Below are 17,756 nucleotides of genomic sequence, written 5' to 3'. Positions count from 1 at the left end.
GCAGTCCGACTGCATTTCGACGCCCTCATGACCTCTTCCCCCTCCCCCGTGGCCGCCGACTTCCTCGTGATCGGCGGCGGCATCGCGGGCGCCTCGGTGGCCCACTGGCTGGCACCGCACGGCCGCGTGATCGTGCTCGAGCGCGAATCGCAGCCGGGCTACCACTCGACGGGCCGCTCGGCCGCGCTCTTCATGGAAAGCTACGGCACGCCACAGGTGCGCGCGCTGACGCTGGCGAGCCGGGCCTTCCTGCAGCAGCCGCCGCCCGGCTTTGCCGAGCATGCGCTGCTGACGCCGCGCGGCGCGATGATGGTGGCCGCGCCGGGCCAGCAGGCGCAGCTCGATGCGCACTGGGAGGTGCTGCGCGCGATGGCACCCGGCGCGCGCCGCCTGAGCCCGCAGGAGGCCTGCACGCTGGTGCCGGCGCTGCGGCCCGAACTGCTGATCGGCGCGGTGCTCGAGCCCGAGGCGGCCGACATGGACGTGCATGCCATTCACCAGGGGTATCTGCGCGGCATGCGTCGCGCCGGCGGCCAACTGGTCTGCGATGCGGAGGTGACCGCCATGGCCTGGCAGGACGGTCGCTGGCGCGTCGAGGCCGGCGGCATCGGCTACCAGGCGCCCGTGGTGCTCAATGCCGCCGGCGCCTGGGTCGATGCGGTGGCGCGCCTGGCGGGCGTGCGGCCCCTGGGCATCGAGCCGCGGCGCCGTTCGGCTTTCGTCTTCGCCCCGCCCGCGGGCCTGGACTGCAGCGGCTGGCCGCTGGTGCACGGCGCGGAGGAGGACTGGTACATCAAGCCCGACGCCGGCATGCTGCTCGGCTCGCCGGCCAATGCCGACCCGGTCGAGCCGCAGGACGTGCAGCCCGAGGAGATCGACATCGCGCTTGCGATCCAGCGTATCGAGGGAGCGACCACGCTCGCGATTCCGCGGCCGGCGCGCACCTGGGCCGGCCTGCGCTCCTTCGTCGCCGACGGCGATCTGGTCGGCGGCTTCGACGACCAGGCGCCCGGCTTCTTCTGGGTTGCTGCGCAGGGCGGCTACGGCATCCAGACATCGGCGGCGATGGGCGAGAGCTGCGCTGCGCTCGCGCGCGGGCTGCCGGTGCCGGCGCATCCCGCATCGTTCGGCATCGACGCCGCGATGCTGGGGCCGGCGCGCCTGCAGCGGCCCTAGAAGAATCCGAACACGGCCGCCAGCATCAGTGCGCTGCCGACCGCCACGCTGGCCCAGTGCGCGACATGCGCAGCGCGGTCCCAATGGTCCCACTCGGTCCAGTCCAGATCGCGGTCCTCGACCGCAGGCAAGAACCGAAAATCCAGTTGCATGACTCGACACCTCCTGCTGGGTCGATGCTAGGCGCGCCAGAGCGATCGCCTCGATGAAATCGAAGGCGGCCATTGATGCCGGCTGCACATGAATCACCGCCCGATCGATCAGTGGAAGTCGCGGCTGGTGCTGCTCTGTGCGAGCCGGCCGAGCAGTGGCGTGAGGTCCTTGAAGCCGGTGGCCACCAGGTGGCGCACGCGGCCGCCGCTGTCGTCGTCGCGCTCCCAGGTGCCCTGCACCGCGAGCAGCTTCGCTTTCAGCAGCGGCTCGCGCCAGGCCTCGACCACGTGGTTCCAGACGATCACGTTGACATTGCCTGTTTCATCCTCGAGCGTGACGAATATCGTGCCCTTGGCGGTCTGCGGGCGCTGGCGTCCCATGACGATGCCGCAGGCGCGCGCGGTGCGGCCGCTCGGCAGCGTGCCCAGTTCGTCGGCGCTCATGAGCCTCATGCGCGCGAGGCGCGGGCGCAGCAGCGCCAGCGGATGGCGGCGAAGCGTGAGGCCGAGCGCCGCGTAGTCGCCGACGATCTCCTCGCCTTCGGGCGCGGCCGGCAGTTGCAGGGCGGTCTCGTGGATCGGCACGCCGCGCAGCAGCGCCGGCGAGCGCCGCTGCGCGGTGGCGTCCCAGACCTGCTGGCGCCGATGGCCCGACAGCGACTGCAGCGCATCGGCCGCGGCCAGCGCCGCCATGTCGCCGGCATCGAGCTCGGCGCGCAGCGCCAGGTCCTCGGTGCTCGTGAAGGGCGCCCGCGCGCGCGCCTCGAGCAGCCGCTTCATTCCGGCCTCGCCGAGGCCCAAGACGCGCCGCAGCCCGAGCCGCACGGCCGGCTGATCGGCACGGCCGGGCCGGCCCGCATGGCGCGCATCGGCGCCGGGCGACAGCCGCGGCGCATCGGCTGAGCGCGGTTCGAGCGTGCTTTCGATCGCGCTCGCCGTGACGTCGACCGGCCGCACCTCGACCCCGTGGCGGCGCGCATCCTGCACCAGCTGCGAAGGGCTGTAGAAGCCCATCGGCTGGGCATCGAGCAGTGCCGCGAGGAAGCAGGCCGGCTCGTGGAACTTGAGCCAGCTGCTGACCGTGACCAGCAGCGCGAAGCTCGCGGCGTGGCTTTCGGGAAAGCCGTAGTCGCCGAAGCCCAGCACCTGCTGGAAGATGGCTTCGGCGAAGGCGCGCGCGTAGCCGCGATCGACCATGCCCTCGACCAGCTTGTCGTGGAAGCCCTCGAGGCCGCCCTTGCGCTTCCACGCCGCCATCGCGCGGCGCAGCCGGTCGGCCTCGTCGGCCGAGAACCCGGCCGCGATCATCGCGATCTGCATCACCTGCTCCTGGAAGATCGGCACGCCGAGCGTTCGCCCGAGCGCCTCCTTGAGCTCTTCCTTCTCGTAGACGATCGGCAGCCCTTGTCGCACGCGCTCGCGCTGCTTGAGGTAGGGATGCACCATGCCGCCCTGGATCGGGCCGGGCCGCACGATCGCGACCTCGATCACCAGGTCTTCATAGGTGCGCGGCAGCAGCCGAGGCAGCATCGACATCTGGGCCCGGCTTTCGATCTGGAACACCCCCACGGTGTCGGCGTCGCAGATCATGTCGAACACCTTGGAGTCGTCGTTCGGCACCTCGTGCATCTGCGTCGTGCTGCCGCGCCACCGGTTCATGAGCTCGAGCCCGCGCCGGATCGCGCTCAGCATGCCGAGCGCGAGCACGTCGACCTTGAGCATGCCCATGGCCTCGAGGTCGTCCTTCTCCCACTGGATGACCGAGCGGTTCTTCATGGAGGCCTTCTCGACCGGCACCAGCCGCGTGAGCTTGGTGTGCGTGAGCACGAAGCCGCCCACGTGCTGGCTCAGGTGGCGCGGGAAGCCCTTGAGCTTGCTCGTGAGCTCGATCCACTGCGTGAGGCGCAGCGGGTCTTCCGCGACGCCCGCGCGCTCGCAGGCGGCCTGCAGCTGCTCGCCGAGCACGGCCTCGTCGAACCAGTAGTGGTCCTTGGCGAACTCGTCGACCAGCCGCGCATCGACGCCGAGCGCGCGGCCGACGTCGCGCAGCGCACTGCGGGAGCGATAGCAGATCACGACCGCCGCGATGGCGGCGCGCTCGCGGCCGTACTTCCTGTAGATGTACTGGATCACCTCTTCGCGCCGCTGGTGCTCGAAATCGACGTCGATGTCGGGCGGCTCCTTGCGATGCCGGCTCAGGAAGCGCTCGAACAGCAGGTGGCCCTTGGCCGGATCGATGGCCGTGATGCCGAGGCAGAAGCAGACCGCCGAATTGGCCGAGGAACCGCGGCCCTGGCAGAGGATGTTCTGCGAGCGCGCGAAGCGCACGATGTCTTCCACCGTGAGGAAGAACATCTCGTAGTTGAGCTCGCGGATCAGATCGAGCTCGCGCAGCAGCTGCTCGCGCACCTTCTGCGGAATGCCGGCCGGGTACTTGTGGTGCGCGCCTTCCCAGGTCTTGCGTGCCAGCGTCTGCGTGGGCGTCTCGCCGTTCCCCAGGTTCTCCAGCGGGTACTTGTAGTTCTCGCGGATCACCTCGGGATCGAATCGGCAGCGTCCGGCCACGACCAGCGTGTTGGCGAGCATCTCGTCGGTGTAGAGCGCGGCCAGCCGCACGCGTCGGCGCAGGTGGCGCTCGGCGTTGGACTGCAGCGCGAAGCCGCACTCGGCCACCGGACGGCCCTCGCGCACGGCCACCAGCACGTCCTGCAGCGGCTTGCGCGAGCGCGCATGCATGTGCACGTCGCCGGCCGCCACCAGCGGCACGCCGGCCTGCTCGCCGGTCTCGTAGAGCGCCATGAAGCAGAGGTCGTCGTCGAGCTCGTCGTGCATCTCGACCGCCAGCCAGAGATCGTCGCCGAACAGCGCCCTGGCGGCCTGCAGATCGTGCAGCAGCGCGGCGCGATCGATGCCGGTGCCGGGCCGGCGATCGGGCACCAGGATCAACTGGCAATGGCGCAGCGATGCCACCGCGGGATCGTCCCAGCGCACACGGTAGCTGCCCTTGGGCAGCTCGGTGGTGCGCGCCGCGGTGATGAATTCGCACAGGTTGCCCCAGCCCTCGGTGTCGTTCGCGATCACTACGAGCCGGAAGCGCTCGAAGCGGAACTCGCTGCCGAACAGCAGGCGGAAATCCGGGTTGCGCGGAACGGGCGGCTCGTCGGGATTCTCGCGTTCGTACTGGTCCAGCCGCGCGGGCAGCTCGCGCAGGCAGACGTGTGCGCGCACGATGCCGGCCACCGAGCATTCGTCGGTGATGGCCAGCGCCGCATAGCCGAGCTGGTAGGCGCGCTCGACCAGTTCCTCCGGGCTCGAGGCGCCGCGCTGGAAGCTGAAGCTCGTGAGGCAGTGCAGCTCGGCATAGCCGGGAAGGCCCTGTTTCGGCGCCGGCCGGCGCGGCAGCGGACGGATATCGCCGGGCATGCGCGCGCGCAGCTGCTTGTCGCTGAGCTCAGGCATAGAGACCCTGCAGGTACCAGCGCACCTCGCCGGCGGCGAAGCAGGCCGCCGAACGCTCGCGGAAGATCCAGACGAGGCCGGCCTCGGGGCTCTCGGCGATGAAATATTCGCGCAACGCCGGCCGCCCGCCGTCCTCGACGCCGCCCCACCAGCCGGCCTCGACCTTGCGCGGGCCGCTAAGCCGGCGCAGCGGCCCACGCCAGCAGGGATGCTCGCCGTCCATCTCGAGGCGCACCGGCGCCGGCAGCAGCCAGGCGGGATAGATGACGTCGCCCTCCTCCGCCGCGCGGGCCTGGCCGGCACGGCGGCCAGGGTCCGGGGCGGTGGCGGTGCGCGCCGCTTCGGCCCGCTGCAGGGCCGGGCGCCAGGCCTGCATGCGCTCGGGCCGGTGGTCGGCCTGTGCCGTGGGCACCAGCACCTGCTGCCTGCCGAGCCGCGCGCTGAGCCGCTCGACCAGTTCGTGCAGCCGGTCGCCCTTGCGCGTGTCCTCTGGCAGGAAGCTGGTGCTGGCGCCGGCGCAGGGCGCGGTCTCGAGGCTGCGCAGGCGCAGCCAGCTCGCGGGCGCGGCGAGCGTGGTGAGCGCGAGGCGCTCGGCCATCAGCCGGCGCAGGTGCGCCATGTCCTGGGTCGGCTCGGCCGTGCGCACGGTGATCTGCTGGTGCGGCGGCAGGTCGACGCCGTTGTAGCGCCGGAGGTCGAGCGTCCATTGCAGTTCGAGCGCCACCGCACCGCGCTGGCGCGCGCGCAGCCAGATCTGCAGCGCCGCGAGCAGGCGGTTGGCCGACCACATGAGTTCGGGTGCACCCTCGGCCAGCGCCGGCAGCTCGATCTTCTGCTCGAAGGCCTCGGGCAGCGTGAGCCAGCGATGGCTCTCGGGACGCAGGCCGTACGCGACATCGAGGGCGGCGCGCAACTCCTTGCCGAAGCGGCGCGTGAAGCCGCCGCGCGGCAACGCCGCCACCTGGCCCCAGTGGCGGCAGCCCAGGTTCGCCAGCACGTCGAGGTGGGCGCGCGCGGCGCTCAGCGTGTCGAGCGGCAGACCGGCCGGAAGATCGGCGGGCGGGCGCTCGCCGCGCGCAAACATCCTCAGCCGCGCCAGCGCGATCAGGCTGGTCGCGCCATGGGCCTGCTGCAGCCGCCAAAGCGGCGCGGGATTCAGGTGGGCCAGCTGGCGCATCAGGGCCAGCCGGCCGCCCCACAAACGCTCGCAGGCCGACACCTCGAGCAGCAGGGCCTCGTCGACGCGCGCGACGCGCGGCGAGAACTGCAGCGCCCACCATCCCAGGCTCTCTTCGGAGGGCATGGAGGGCTCGTCGGGGGGCAGCGAACCACACGCAGTGGGGAGCGTGGGGGCCTCGGGCCGGCGCCGGGCCGCCCCAAGGCGGCCTGCGGCCCCCTCGGGGGGCAGCGAACCACACGAAGTGGGGAGCGTGGGGGCCCCATTCCTAGGCTGCCAGCGCAAGGCGATCCATTGCATGGCGCTTCTCCTGGAAATCGATGCGCACGACCGTCGCGCCTTGCTCGACCGGCAAGACACCCTGCTCGCGGCGCAACAGCTTGCGGCGAAACTGCCCCCCGGCCAGCAACGTCGACATGCGCTCGCTGCGTGCCGGCAACTGCACCGCAGAGGCCAGCGGCGGCCCGCGGCGCTTGAGGATGTGGACATCGAGCAGTGCCGTGTCGTCCTCGCAAAGGGCCAGCTGCAGCCGCAGCCGTGCCGGCGAGGTGGCGGCCGCGGCGCTCGTGGGCCGGAACACGAACAGCAAGGCCTCGTGCTGCGCTGCCGCCAGTTGCAGCCGCCGCAGTTCGCCCACGCGGGCCTGCGGCAGCCAGGCCAGCACGGCCGCCACGTCGGCGCAGCGCAGCGCCTGCTCGCAGGCCCAGAGCCTCGCATTCGGCGGCTCGCTGCGGATCCACAGCAGCGACTCGACCGGCAGCCCGGCGGCCCCCAGCGCGGGGCCGAAAGGTTCGTGCGGGGCACCGATCAGCGCCACCGGACCGCGGCCGCCCTGCACCGCCCGGGCCAGCGCAGGCAGCAGCAGATGCCAGGAATGCGCCTCGGGCTCGGATTGCAGCAGCTCGGTCATCGCGCCGACCGGCCAGCCGCCGCCGGGCAGTTCGGCGTCGAGCGCCGCATGGCCCGTGGACAGCACCTGCGCATCGGCCAGGCCGAGCTCGTCCGCGCGCCAGACCTTGTGGCGCGCGGAGGCAGAGAAGGAGTCGAGGGAAGGGAGGCCCATGATGGATCGAATGACTGTATTTTTATACAGTATTCTTCGGGCCCGCCATCATTTTTTACATTGCCGTCCGCGCCGCCATGAATGCGATAGATTGACCCTCATGGAACACCCGGGCGCACCCGTCCCCACCCGAAGACGGCTGCTGCGCCTCGGCGCTGCCCTGCCCCTCTCCGCCGCCCTGCCCCATCCAGCCCTGGCCCAGACCCCGGGAGTCCCGCGCATGAACACCCGCCCCATCCCCGCCACCCGCGAAGCCCTGCCCGTGGTCGGCTGCGGCACCTGGATCGGCTTCGACGTCACACCCGGAAGCCCCGAGTTCCAGCGCCTGCCGGGCGTGCTCGAGGCGCTGTTCGCGGCCGGCGGCTCGGTGCTGGACAGCTCGCCGATGTACGGCCGCTCCGAAGCCGTCACGGGCGACCTGCTGGCCGCCGCGGGCGCCCGCCCGCGCGCCTTCCTCGCGACCAAGGTCTGGACCAGCGGCCGCGAGGCCGGCATCGCGCAGATGGAGCAGTCGTTCCAGCGGCTGCGCACCGACCGCATCGACCTGCTGCAGGTGCACAACCTGGTCGACTGGCGCACCCACCTGAAGACGCTGCGCGGCTGGAAGGACCGGGGCCGCGTGCGCTACATCGGCGTCACGCACTACACGGCCTCGGCGCATGCCGAGGTCGAGGCGGTGCTGCGCGCCGAGAAGCTCGATTTCGTGCAGATCAACTACTCGATCGACCAGCGCGAGGCGGCGCAACGCCTGCTGCCGCTGGCAGCCGAGCGCGGCGTGGCGGTGATCGTCAACATGCCCTTCGGCGGCGGCGGCCTGCTGCGCCGGCTGCGCGACCAGCCGCTGCCCGGATGGGCCGCCGAGATCGGCTGCACCAGCTGGGCCCAGGTACTGATCAGGTTCGTCCTGAGCCATCCGGCGGTGACCTGCACCATACCGGGCACCAGCCGGCCCGAGCACATGGCCGACAACGCCGCGGCCGGTGCGGGCGCATTTCCCGACGCCGCCTTCTGGCAGCGCCACGCTGGCTCACTGCCGATCTAGGAAGCGCAGGAGCTGCGCGTTGACTTCGTCGGCGCGTTCGAACTGCGCCCAATGCCCGGCGCCTTCGATCACCAGGCCCTCGCGAAGCGGATGGCCGGCCACGAGCTGCGGCACCAGCGTGCGCGGCTCGGCCGTCACGTCCCATTCGCCCCACAGCAGCAGCTGCGGCCCGCCGAAGGCCTCGAGCGCCGCCTGAAGGCCACCCGCGAGCGACACCTCCTTGCTGCGAAAACGGGTGCCGTGGCACGAGAGATCGTGGATCGCGAAAGCCAGCGCATCGATGGCAGCCTTGTCGTGCAGCATCAGCGCGCCCAGGTTGTGCAGCAGGGCTGCGCGCTCCTGGTCGCGGTCCTCGGCAGCGCGCCAGTTGACCATCTCGACGGTCATGCGGCGCAGCGTGCCGTGGCCGCCGCTGCCGACCAGCGCGAGCCGGCGCACGCTGCCGCGCGCGAGCGCGAATCTCGAAGCGACCAGGCCGCCGAAGGAGAAGCCGCCGAGATCGATCTCGGTCTGCGCGCCGATCAATTCATCGAGCGTCGAGGCCAGCGCACCGAGCAGCGAATCGATCGCGCTCCCGCCCTGCGGTGGCGTCGAGGGCGCGTCGGAATCGTGGAAGCCCGGCATGTCGGGCAGCCACACGGCGCGCGTGGCCGACAGCGCCTCGACATTGCGCAGCCAGTGCATCCAGCTGCCGTGGCCGCCATGCAGCAGCACCAGTGGCGGGCGGCCGGCGTCGCCGCTGCCGAAGCGGCGCCAGCGCACCCTCACGCCGTCATGCATGACATCGTGATGGACCGAGAGCGCATCGATGCGGGCGATCAGCGCCAGCGCATCGGATTCCGCGTGGGGATCGTAGGTGGAGAAATAGGGCACGCGCCTATTGTGCGTGCGTCTGACCGAAGCGGAAGCTCGACACCGAGATGCCGCCCATGAAGTCGTCCTCGTGGTAGATGCGCTCGCCGGCCTCGCGCTCGGCCGCGCCGACCGCCACCATCAGCGGGAGCAGGTGCTCCTCGCGCGGATGGGCCATGCGCGCCGCGGGCGCGGTCGACCAGGCCAGCAGCCGTTCGACGCGATCGGCGGGCGTGCTGTCGACCACCGAGGCATCGAGCCAGTCGTCGAAGGCCTTGGAGACATCGCGCGCCTGCGGCCCGAAGTTGCGCAGGTTGTGATAGCTCAGGCCGCTGGCCACGATCAGCACGTTCTCGTCGCGCAGCGGGGCGATGGCGCGGCCGAGTGCGATGTGCTCGGCGGGATCGAGTCCGCGGCGCAGCGACAGCTGCACCATCGGCACCTCGGCCTTCGGGTACATGGCGGCCATCGGCGAGAAGGCGCCATGGTCGAAGCCGCGTTCGGCGTCGAAGGCGGCCGGCAGGCCCGCGGCCTCGATCAGTTGCTGCACGCGGCGCGCCAGCTCGGGCGCGCCGGGGGCGTCGTAGTGCACCTGGTAGGTGTGGGCCGGGAAGCCGCCGTAGTCGTAGACCATCGGCGGATGCGGGTTGCCCATCACCGTGAAGGCGGGCTCCTCCCAGTGCGCCGAGACCATGAGGATCGCCGCAGGCGTGCGGCCGATCTGGCGCGGCATGTCGGCCAGCGCGGCCTCGAGCTGCTGATAGACCGGGCCCATCTCCTTTTTCATCCACGGCCACGGGCCGCCGCCATGCGAGATGAAATACGTCGGAAGGGTCGAACTGAGGGTCGTCATGGTGGGATTGGCTCCTGAAGAGGCAAGTCTAGAGATTTCCCAAGAGGAAATCGATAGGCTAGGATTCATCGATTCATTTCCCCACAGGAAACCATCCATGGATCGACTTACCAGTCTTCGCGTCTTCAGGGAGGTGGTCGAATCGGGCAGCTTCGTGGCGGCGGCAGAGCGGCTCGGCATCTCGGCGCCGATGGTCAGCAAGCACGTGGCCCAGCTCGAGAAGTCGCTGGGCGCGCGCCTGCTGCATCGGTCGAGTCGCCACCTGAGCCTCACGGAGGCCGGGCAGGCCTGGCACGAACAGAGCCGGCGCGCGCTCGACCTGCTGGATGCGGCCGAGAGCGCGATCGGCCAGACCCACGACACGCCGCGCGGCCAGCTCAAGGTCAGCGCGCCCGTGTGGTGCGCCACGCCGCGCTTCGCGGCCGTGCTGGCGGGCTACCGCGAGCGCTGCCCGGAGGTCGTGGTCGACATGCACCTCGAGAACCGCAAGGTCGACCTGGCGGCGGACGGCTACGACCTCGCACTGCGCGCCACGCAGGAACCCTCGCCCGCGCTGATTGCGCGCCCCCTGTGCAAGCTGCAGTTCCACCTGGTGGCGGCGCCGGCGTGCATCGCGCGCGCCGGCATGCCCGCGCTGCCTGCCGACCTCGCGAGGCTCGACGCCATCGTGCCGAGCTACGTGAGCATCGAGGGTCTGGCGCTGCGCGGCAGCAATGGCCGGCAGGCCGCGCTCAAGCTGCAGCCCGTGATGCGCTCGGACGACACCAACCTCACGCTGCACGCGGTGCGCGCGGGCATCGGCATGTCCTTCCTGCCCGAATGGCTGGTCGACGAGGACCTGGCGTCGGGCCGCCTGCTGCGGCTGGTGCCCGACTACGCGGCGCCGCCCGTGACGCTGTTCGCGGTCTACACCAGCCGGCATTACATGGCGCCCAAGCTGCGCAGCTTCATCGACTTTCTCGGCGAACGGCTGCGCGCGCCGTGAGCCCTTCGGCGCCGCCCGATGCACGGCCTCGCGCGCGCCGCTAAAGTGGCGCCTCACTGGAGACCCTGCGCCTTGTTCCGTTTCTTCGAAAAACTGCTTCCCGCCTACCCCGCTCCCGAGCCCGATCTGCCGCCACGCGGCCTGCTGCCCTTCCTGTGGGCCTGCACGCGCGGCGTGCGCGGCAGCATCGCCGCCATGGCGCTGCTGACCGCGGTCATGTCGGCCTTCGAGGCGCTGCTGTTCGCGATGCTCGGACGCATCGTCGACTGGCTCGGCGACCAGGTGCCCGCGCGCCTCTGGGAAGAGCGCGGCACGACGCTGATGTGGCTCGGCATCGCGCTGCTCGCAAGCATCGGCGTGGTGGCGCTGCAGACGATCGTCAAGCACCAGACCCTGGCCGTGAACCTGCCGATGCGCCTGCGCTGGAACTTCCACCGCCTGATGCTCGGACAGAGCATGGCCTTCTACCAGGACGAGTTCGCGGGCCGGATCACGGCCAAGGTGATGCAGACCGCGCTCGCGGTGCGCGACACCGTCTTCGTGCTGGCCGACGTGCTGGTCGCGATGGGCGTCTACGTCGGCACCATGATCGTGCTGGCCGCGGTGCTCGATGCGCAGCTGATGCTGCCCTTCGTCGTCTGGCTCGTCCTGTACGTGGGAGCGCTGGCCTTCTTCGTGCCGCGACTGGGCAAGGTCGGCAAGGCGCAGGCCGACGCGCGCGCGCTGATGACCGGCCGCGTCACCGATGCCTACACCAACATCGCGACCGTCAAGCTGTTCTCGCACACGCAGCGCGAGGCCGGCTTCGCGCGCGCCGCGATGAAGGAGTTCATGCACACCGGCTACGGCCAGATGCGGCTGGTGAGCGCCTTCGAGATCGTCAACCACACGCTCAGCATGGGCCTCACGGCCGGCATGGCGGGCATGTCGCTGTGGCTCTGGTCGCAGGGCGCGGTGGGCATCGGGGCGGTGGCGGCCGCCACGGCGATGGCACTGCGGCTGCAGGGGATGTCGCACTGGATCATGTGGGAGATGACCAGCCTGTTCGAAAGCATCGGTACCGTGCAGGACGGCATGAACACGCTCTCGCGGCCGCGCACGGTGATCGACGCGCCGGCCGCGAAGACGCTCGAGGTGCCACGCGGCGAGGTGCGCTTCGAGCATGCGGGCTTCCGCTACGGCGACGCCGGCCGGCGCGTGATCGACGACCTCACGCTCACGGTCGCACCGGGCGAGAAGATCGGCCTGGTCGGGCGCTCGGGCGCCGGCAAGTCCACGCTCGTGAACCTGCTGCTGCGCTTTCACGACCTCGACAGCGGGCGCATCCTGATCGACGGCCAGGACATCGCGGGCGTCACGCAGGACAGCCTGCGCTCGCACATCGGCATGGTCACGCAGGACACGTCGCTGATGCACCGCTCGGTGGCCGACAACATCGCCTACGGCAAGCCCGATGCGGACGAAGCCGAGATCCGCGTCGCCGCCGGCCAGGCCGAGGCGGCCGACTTCATCGAATCGCTCGGCGACCCCAACGGCCGCCGCGGACTGCAGGCGCACGTGGGCGAGCGTGGCGTCAAGCTTTCGGGCGGCCAGCGCCAGCGCATCGCGATCGCGCGCGTGATGCTCAAGGACGCGCCGATCCTGCTGCTCGACGAAGCCACCAGCGCTCTCGACTCCGAGGTCGAGGCGGCCATCCAGGCCAGTCTCTACCGCCTCATGGAAGGCAAGACCGTGATCGCGATCGCGCACCGGCTGTCGACCATCGCGGCCATGGACCGCCTGATCGTGCTCGACCAGGGCCGCGTGGTCGAGCAGGGCGACCATCGAACGCTGCTGGCGCAGGGCGGCCTCTACGCGCGGCTGTGGGCGCACCAGAGCGGCGGCTTCCTGGGCGACGGCAGCGACGAGGAAAGCGCAGCCGAGGCCGGCGATCCGATGCCTGCCTGAGACGCGATCGAATGGGAGTCCTACAGGCCGCGGTGACGAAGGCCGACATCCGGAAGACGGCCCCCGGGCGCACAGTAGACACGTCTTCAACAAGAGGAGTCTACACCGTGAATTCCATCATCTACATCGTCGGTCTGGTCGTTGTCGTGGTTGCCGTGCTTTCGTTCTTCGGCCTTCGCTGAACCACCGACTCTCCTCCTTACTGCCCTCGCCGCGACGAGGGTTCACGGGGCTGCTTGGCAGCCCCGTTTTTCTTGGTGCTCCGGCTTGCGTTCGGCCGGCACCCATCTCGCGCCCCCACAGGTCGCCATTCCGATCCAGGTTTAAGGCGCCTTCGATGGCCCCTTTTTCAGCCGGGCGAATCCCGTCGTGCCGCCGGCGTTCGCGCCGACGCCCGTGCCGGGGGACTCGACGGCTTCGGTAGCTTCCGTACTCGCTCCCGTGCGCGGCGCCGCCGTCATTCGTTGCCCGAATGCCGCCGCAAATCATTCATATCGGCCCCGACTTCTCCGCTATTTGCACACTTATTGACATAGCCAATTGACTTTCGGAACTATCTGATAGTAATGAGAAAGACCCCTCCCTAAACTTCAATTCGTGCTGATAAAGGCACGTTCCTAGATAGAGAGATGGCTACCGAATCCGGCACGACCAATCGCTATCTTTTGCTACCCCTCTTAGAGTTGAAATAAAAAATCATGAAGAAGATTTTCCTTAGCGTTGCAATTCTGTCGGCATTGGGCGTTTCCGCCGTGAGCCAGGCGGCCACCGTCGGCGCCACCGGCACGATCACCTTCAAAGGCCAGATCAACGCCGACAGCTGCGTGATCCACACGAACGGCCCCGGCAGCGCAGGCGGCCGCGACCTGCTGGTCGACATGGGCTCGGTCTCGGCCGACTCGCTCGGTACCGAGGCTCAGCCGACCGTGTCCGGCGGCACCATCACGGCCTTGCCTACCGACGTCGCACTGACGCTGGAATGCGTATCCGGCACCTCGGTCGAGCTCGCACTGACCCCGGGCATCGCTTCGGGCAAGGGCATCGGCGTGACCGGCGGCGCCCAAGGCGTGCAGATCATGCTGACGCAAGCCGGCAACGCACTGGATTTCAGCGCAGGCCCCGTCACGCTGAATGCGCCGCTGAACGCGGGCGTCGCCAACATCGATCTGCGTGCCTTCTACACCCGTCAACTCGGTAAGGCCGTGGCTGACGTCGTGCCCGGCAACGCCGTCGGTACCGCCAGCTACGTGCTGAGCTACAACTAATTGGCGCCTCCCCTCCTCTTCCATGCGTATCGCTCCCCGGCAGAGGGGGGGTTCTTGTGAGTTTGCATCTTGATCGCCTTTCGTACCCACGCCATTGCCCGACGTCTATTCATCGCGCTGACATTCGTCGGCAGCCTGAATGCGTACGCGGCAATCTCGCTCAATACAACCCGCGTCCTGTTCGACGGATCGAACAAGGAAGCCAACGTCATCGTCCGCAACTCGAATTCAGATATCCTGGTTCAGTCGTGGATTGAAAGCAATACGCCCGGCGACTCAGGCGAATTGCCTTTCGCCGTCACGCCGCCACTCGCCAAGATGCAGGCCAACGGCCAACAATTGTTGCGGGTCCTTTATGCGGGCGGCAAGGGCACCATGCCCACCGACAAGGAATCGGTGCTGTGGCTCAACGTACAAGAAGTTCCCCAGCAAACCGATAGCGAAAATGCGCTGCAGCTTGCCGTGCGCCAACGCATCAAGGTGTTCTTCCGTCCCGTCGGATTGCCGGGCTCTGCGGCGCAAGCGCCCGCTGAACTCCAATGGTCGATGGAAAACGAAGGTGACGCACAGATCCTCAAGGTCGTGAATCCAAGCGCCTTCAACGTGTCGATGCCGAACATCGAACTCGGCCCCGTCGGCGAAGCCCGACGCATTTCCTCGGCGGCAATGATCGGCCCCGGAGAAACGATGACATTTCCTGCCAAGAGCCATCCGGCCGACACCAGACTCGGCTTCTCGGTGATCAACGACTACGGCGGCAGCGAGGCCTACCAGGCCCAGTTGACCGGCACCACGGCGGCGCATGCCAGCTTCGTGCCACGCGTCAAGCAGTAGTCGCCCCCCGTTAGCCGCACACCCCGCCAGCGCCCCCCGGGGCCGAAACGACCGGTTCGCCACGCGAACCGGCGAGGGATGTGTTCGTCCTCGCATTTACCGAGCCAGCCAGAAAAATAGCCATGCAGAAACTCAGGGCCGGATCAAACCCGGCACGCTTGTCCAGTTCGTTCCGTCTCACGCCGTTGAACTGCCTCATCTACAGCGCATTCGGGATGCTTCTTCCCTTTTGCGCAACGGCGCAGACCGAGCGCCCTGCATCGGCACAAGTGCGCGACACGGTGCTCGTGGCGCAGGCCGGCGCTGGCAACACCCTTTCGCCGACCACGACGAAGAAGGACGCGAATGGAACGGCCGCCGAGCCGCAAGCCACGGTGGTCGCGATGAACGACCTCGGCGTGCAGGACTACCTGAAGCTGCCCAGCTACAGCACCGCATTTCTGCAGGGCATCGGACCCGCGGTGGACGTCAAGTCCCTGCTGTCCGGCAGCGAGATCTTCGCGGGCACCTACCGGGTCGACATCTACGTGAACAGCCTGCTGGCCGGCCGCCAGGACGTGACCTTCTCGGCCAACCCCGCGACGGGCGAGGTGGAGCCCTGCTTCACCACCGACATGCTGACGCTGATGGGCGTGGACATGGCCAAGCTGCAGGAGGCAGGCAGCCTCACGGGCGACGGTTCCTGCCACCGCATTCGCGAGATGAGCCCCCAGGCCACCGCGCGATACGATGCCCCGCGCCTGCGGCTGGACGTGAACGTGCCCCAGGCATCGATGAGCCGGTCGCGACGCGGCTATGTCGATCCTTCGCTGTGGAGCGACGGTGTGCCGGCGGCCTCCCTCAACTACAACTACAACACGCGCTACGCCAGCGGCTCGGCCCTCCCGTCGTCAAGCCAATACAGCAGCCTGGGATTGCGCGCCGGCATGAGCATGGGCGGCTGGCACCTGCACAACAACAGCTTCGTGACCACCGGCACTGGGCAGTCGACCCGGTTTCGAAGCCAGAACACCTACGTGCAGCGCGACATCACCTCGCTGAGCAGTCAACTCTGGGTGGGTGATACCTATACCAATTCGCAGTTGTTCGACGGGGTCCGATTCCGTGGCGTTCAGATCGCTTCCGACGAGGCCATGCGCCCGGACAATGAGCAAGGCTACGCGCCGGTGATTCGCGGCGTGGCGGAAAGCAATGCCACGGTCGAAGTCCGGCAGAACGGCTTTCTGCTCTATACCGCCAACGTGGCGCCGGGGCCATTCGAGATCAGCGATCTCGCCCCGTCGGGCTCCAACGGAAACCTGGAAATCACCGTCGTCGAAGCGGACGGGCGCCGCCGCACCACCCTGCAGGCTTTCTCGAGCCCGCCCCTGATGGTGCGCGAAGGCCGCCTGAAGTACGACGCGACCGTGGGTCAGTTCCGCCAGAACTACTACGGCACCGATACCCCCATGTTCGGCAGTGCGTCCATGCTGTACGGCCTGACCGGCAATCTGACGCTGGCGGCCGGCATGCAAGCCTCGTCGGGCTACCAGATCTACACGCTGGGCGCGGGCTTCAACACGCCGTATGGCGCGGTATCGCTGGACGGGTCCCAGTCGCGCAGCAGTACCTACGGCAAGACGAAGACCGGCGAGAGCCTGCGCCTGCTGTACGGCAAGTTCTTTGAACAGTCGTCCACCAACTTGTCCGTCTCGGTCCAGCGCAGCCTGAGCGACGACTTCCGCACCCTGAGCGGTCACGTGGCGGAAAAAGGCGGAGCTTCCCCCTATCAAGGGTTCGACGGGTTCCGCGATGCCGCGTCCACGAGCCCCCGCAATCTCTTCAGCGTTTACCTGAACCAGAACCTGGGTTCGAGCAGCCGCTATGGCAACCTGTACTTGAGCGCCTCCGATGCCCGGAACTGGGACTCGTCCGGTTCGCGCAGCGTGTCCGCGGGCTACAGCAACTCGTTCGGAAACGTCAGCGTCAACCTGGCCTACACCCACTCGCGCAACGCGGATCCGGGCCACCTCAACGGCCGCTACAGCGACAACCTCCTTTCGTTGACCCTGGCGTTCCCACTGGGCGCACCAGGCCCCTCGACGCCGAATGCCTACACCACGGTGAGCCATCAGAAGTCCGGCACCTCGGCGCTGGCGGGGGTCAGCGGCATGCTGCCGGTGGAGCGCGACGTCAGCTATTCCATCAACGCCGGGCGCGATTCCGACGGCGCCGGCTCGGCCTCGGGATATCTCTCGACGCAGACCTCGCTCGCATCGCTGAACGCAGGCTACAGCTACGGCAGTCACTCCGGCACCGCCACCTTCGGGGCCAGCGGATCGATCGTTGCGCACCAGGGCGGATTCAACCTGGGCTTGCCGGTCGGCGAGACCTTCATGCTGGCCCAGATCGATCCACCCGTGCCGGACGTGCCCCTTTCGACCTATCGAGGTGCCGCCACGGGCGCCAACGGCTATGCCGTGGTCCCCTCCGCAGTTCCCTACAGAAGCAACTGGATCGGCCTGAGCAGCCTGCAGATGGACGCCGACATCGAACTCGACAATGGACGGCAGCAGGTCGTGCCGCGCCGCGGCGCTGTGGCATTGGCCACCTTCAAGAGCAACGTGGGACGACGCGTGCAGTTCGAGCTGAGCCAGCCCGATGGCACGCCGATGCCTTTCGGTGCCATCGTCGAACAGGCCGACGGCCTGCGCCTGGGCATCACCGATCCCCGCGGGCGGGTGCTGGCCATGCTGGACAAGGACCAGGTCCAGGGCGACCTGTACGTACGCTGGGACGGCAAGGGATGCCGCATCCCCTTCAGCCTGCCTGCCAAGGTCGCCGGCGAGAACTACCAGCGCAGTGTGCTGTCCTGCGCCCAAGCCGAGCCGGAACGGCCCAAGGCCAATGGCAATGGCTCGGGATTGGCAAAGGCCGCAAGCCCCGCCTCGAACTCCACTCAGGGATCTTGA

At 68.9% G+C, this 17,756-nt stretch carries 13 protein-coding genes; 7 read left to right on the top strand and 6 right to left on the bottom strand.

What is annotated here, in order from left to right:
• Positions 1 to 27 precede the first annotated feature (27 nt).
• A complete protein-coding gene (locus QTH87_RS05805; protein WP_286607618.1) occupies positions 28 to 1,176 on the top strand; it encodes an NAD(P)/FAD-dependent oxidoreductase in 1,149 nt (382 codons plus the stop codon).
• Here the strand turns inward: QTH87_RS05805 and QTH87_RS05800 are convergent.
• From QTH87_RS05800 to imuA, 4 genes are all read right to left on the bottom strand, one after another.
• On the bottom strand, positions 1,173 to 1,328 hold the full coding sequence (locus QTH87_RS05800; RefSeq protein ID WP_286607617.1) for a hypothetical protein: 156 nt from the start codon (positions 1,326 to 1,328) through the stop codon (positions 1,173 to 1,175). The two genes, QTH87_RS05805 and QTH87_RS05800, sit on opposite strands and share 4 nt — an antisense overlap.
• A 108-nt stretch (positions 1,329 to 1,436) precedes the next feature.
• Positions 1,437 to 4,787: an error-prone DNA polymerase gene (locus tag QTH87_RS05795; protein ID WP_286607614.1), complete on the bottom strand. Its 3,351-nt coding sequence runs from the start codon at positions 4,785 to 4,787 to the stop codon at positions 1,437 to 1,439.
• The gene (locus QTH87_RS05790) at positions 4,780 to 6,090 is read right to left on the bottom strand and encodes a DNA polymerase Y subunit UmuC family protein (protein ID WP_286607613.1); all 1,311 of its coding nucleotides are present in this window, start codon (positions 6,088 to 6,090) and stop codon (positions 4,780 to 4,782) included. Before QTH87_RS05790 ends, QTH87_RS05795 begins: the two co-directional genes overlap by 8 nt.
• Before the next feature lie 142 nt (positions 6,091 to 6,232).
• On the bottom strand, positions 6,233 to 7,027 hold the full coding sequence (gene imuA / locus QTH87_RS05785) for a translesion DNA synthesis-associated protein ImuA (RefSeq protein WP_286607610.1): 795 nt from the start codon (positions 7,025 to 7,027) through the stop codon (positions 6,233 to 6,235).
• A 100-nt stretch (positions 7,028 to 7,127) separates the two neighbouring features.
• On the opposite strand from imuA, the gene QTH87_RS05780 reads away from it, so the two are divergent.
• Positions 7,128 to 8,069, top strand: coding sequence for an aldo/keto reductase (locus tag QTH87_RS05780; RefSeq protein WP_444812743.1), 942 nt, complete (start codon positions 7,128 to 7,130; stop codon positions 8,067 to 8,069).
• On the opposite strand, the gene QTH87_RS05775 is transcribed toward QTH87_RS05780, so the two are convergent.
• Together QTH87_RS05775 and QTH87_RS05770 are read right to left on the bottom strand one after the other, a co-directional pair.
• Positions 8,055 to 8,849, bottom strand: coding sequence for an alpha/beta fold hydrolase (locus tag QTH87_RS05775; protein ID WP_286608039.1), 795 nt, complete (start codon positions 8,847 to 8,849; stop codon positions 8,055 to 8,057). The genes QTH87_RS05780 and QTH87_RS05775 overlap by 15 nt on opposite strands.
• Positions 8,850 to 8,946: 97 nt before the next feature.
• The gene (locus QTH87_RS05770; RefSeq protein ID WP_286607605.1) at positions 8,947 to 9,774 is read right to left on the bottom strand and encodes a DODA-type extradiol aromatic ring-opening family dioxygenase; all 828 of its coding nucleotides are present in this window, start codon (positions 9,772 to 9,774) and stop codon (positions 8,947 to 8,949) included.
• A gap of 97 nt (positions 9,775 to 9,871) precedes the next feature.
• Here QTH87_RS05770 and QTH87_RS05765 point away from each other — a divergent pair, with 97 nt between their 5' ends.
• The 5 genes from QTH87_RS05765 to QTH87_RS05745 all read left to right on the top strand — a co-directional run bounded on the left by QTH87_RS05765 (position 9,872) and on the right by QTH87_RS05745 (position 17,756).
• On the top strand, positions 9,872 to 10,759 hold the full coding sequence (locus tag QTH87_RS05765) for a LysR family transcriptional regulator (protein WP_286607603.1): 888 nt from the start codon (positions 9,872 to 9,874) through the stop codon (positions 10,757 to 10,759).
• A gap of 72 nt (positions 10,760 to 10,831) precedes the next feature.
• Entirely contained in the window at positions 10,832 to 12,706 is a 1,875-nt protein-coding gene (locus QTH87_RS05760) for an ABC transporter ATP-binding protein (protein WP_286607601.1), read from the top strand.
• A gap of 698 nt (positions 12,707 to 13,404) precedes the next feature.
• Positions 13,405 to 13,971, top strand: coding sequence for a fimbrial protein (locus tag QTH87_RS05755; RefSeq protein WP_286607600.1), 567 nt, complete (start codon positions 13,405 to 13,407; stop codon positions 13,969 to 13,971).
• A 69-nt stretch (positions 13,972 to 14,040) separates the two neighbouring features.
• Positions 14,041 to 14,805, top strand: coding sequence for a fimbrial biogenesis chaperone (locus tag QTH87_RS05750; protein ID WP_286607598.1), 765 nt, complete (start codon positions 14,041 to 14,043; stop codon positions 14,803 to 14,805).
• A gap of 122 nt (positions 14,806 to 14,927) precedes the next feature.
• Entirely contained in the window at positions 14,928 to 17,756 is a 2,829-nt protein-coding gene (locus QTH87_RS05745) for a fimbria/pilus outer membrane usher protein (RefSeq protein WP_286607596.1), read from the top strand.

Source organism: Variovorax jilinensis, assembly GCF_030316885.1.
Taxonomy (GTDB): domain Bacteria; phylum Pseudomonadota; class Gammaproteobacteria; order Burkholderiales; family Burkholderiaceae_C; genus Variovorax; species Variovorax jilinensis.
Note: the sequence above shows the minus strand (reverse complement) of the source record. Positions and strands in the feature narration are given on the sequence as shown.

Excerpts from the sequence above, each read along its gene's own strand:
- QTH87_RS05805 (WP_286607618.1), top strand. The coding sequence starts at position 28 with ATGACCTCTTCCCCCTCCCCCGTGGCCGCCGACTTCCTCGTGATCGGC.
- QTH87_RS05800 (WP_286607617.1), bottom strand. The coding sequence starts at position 1,328 with ATGCAACTGGATTTTCGGTTCTTGCCTGCGGTCGAGGACCGCGATCTG.
- QTH87_RS05795 (WP_286607614.1), bottom strand. The coding sequence starts at position 4,787 with ATGCCTGAGCTCAGCGACAAGCAGCTGCGCGCGCGCATGCCCGGCGAT.
- QTH87_RS05790 (WP_286607613.1), bottom strand. The coding sequence starts at position 6,090 with ATGCCCTCCGAAGAGAGCCTGGGATGGTGGGCGCTGCAGTTCTCGCCG.
- imuA (WP_286607610.1), bottom strand. The coding sequence starts at position 7,027 with ATGGGCCTCCCTTCCCTCGACTCCTTCTCTGCCTCCGCGCGCCACAAG.
- QTH87_RS05780 (WP_444812743.1), top strand. The coding sequence starts at position 7,128 with ATGGAACACCCGGGCGCACCCGTCCCCACCCGAAGACGGCTGCTGCGC.
- QTH87_RS05775 (WP_286608039.1), bottom strand. The coding sequence starts at position 8,849 with ATGCATGACGGCGTGAGGGTGCGCTGGCGCCGCTTCGGCAGCGGCGAC.
- QTH87_RS05770 (WP_286607605.1), bottom strand. The coding sequence starts at position 9,774 with ATGACGACCCTCAGTTCGACCCTTCCGACGTATTTCATCTCGCATGGC.
- QTH87_RS05765 (WP_286607603.1), top strand. The coding sequence starts at position 9,872 with ATGGATCGACTTACCAGTCTTCGCGTCTTCAGGGAGGTGGTCGAATCG.
- QTH87_RS05755 (WP_286607600.1), top strand. The coding sequence starts at position 13,405 with ATGAAGAAGATTTTCCTTAGCGTTGCAATTCTGTCGGCATTGGGCGTT.
- QTH87_RS05745 (WP_286607596.1), top strand. The coding sequence starts at position 14,928 with ATGCAGAAACTCAGGGCCGGATCAAACCCGGCACGCTTGTCCAGTTCG.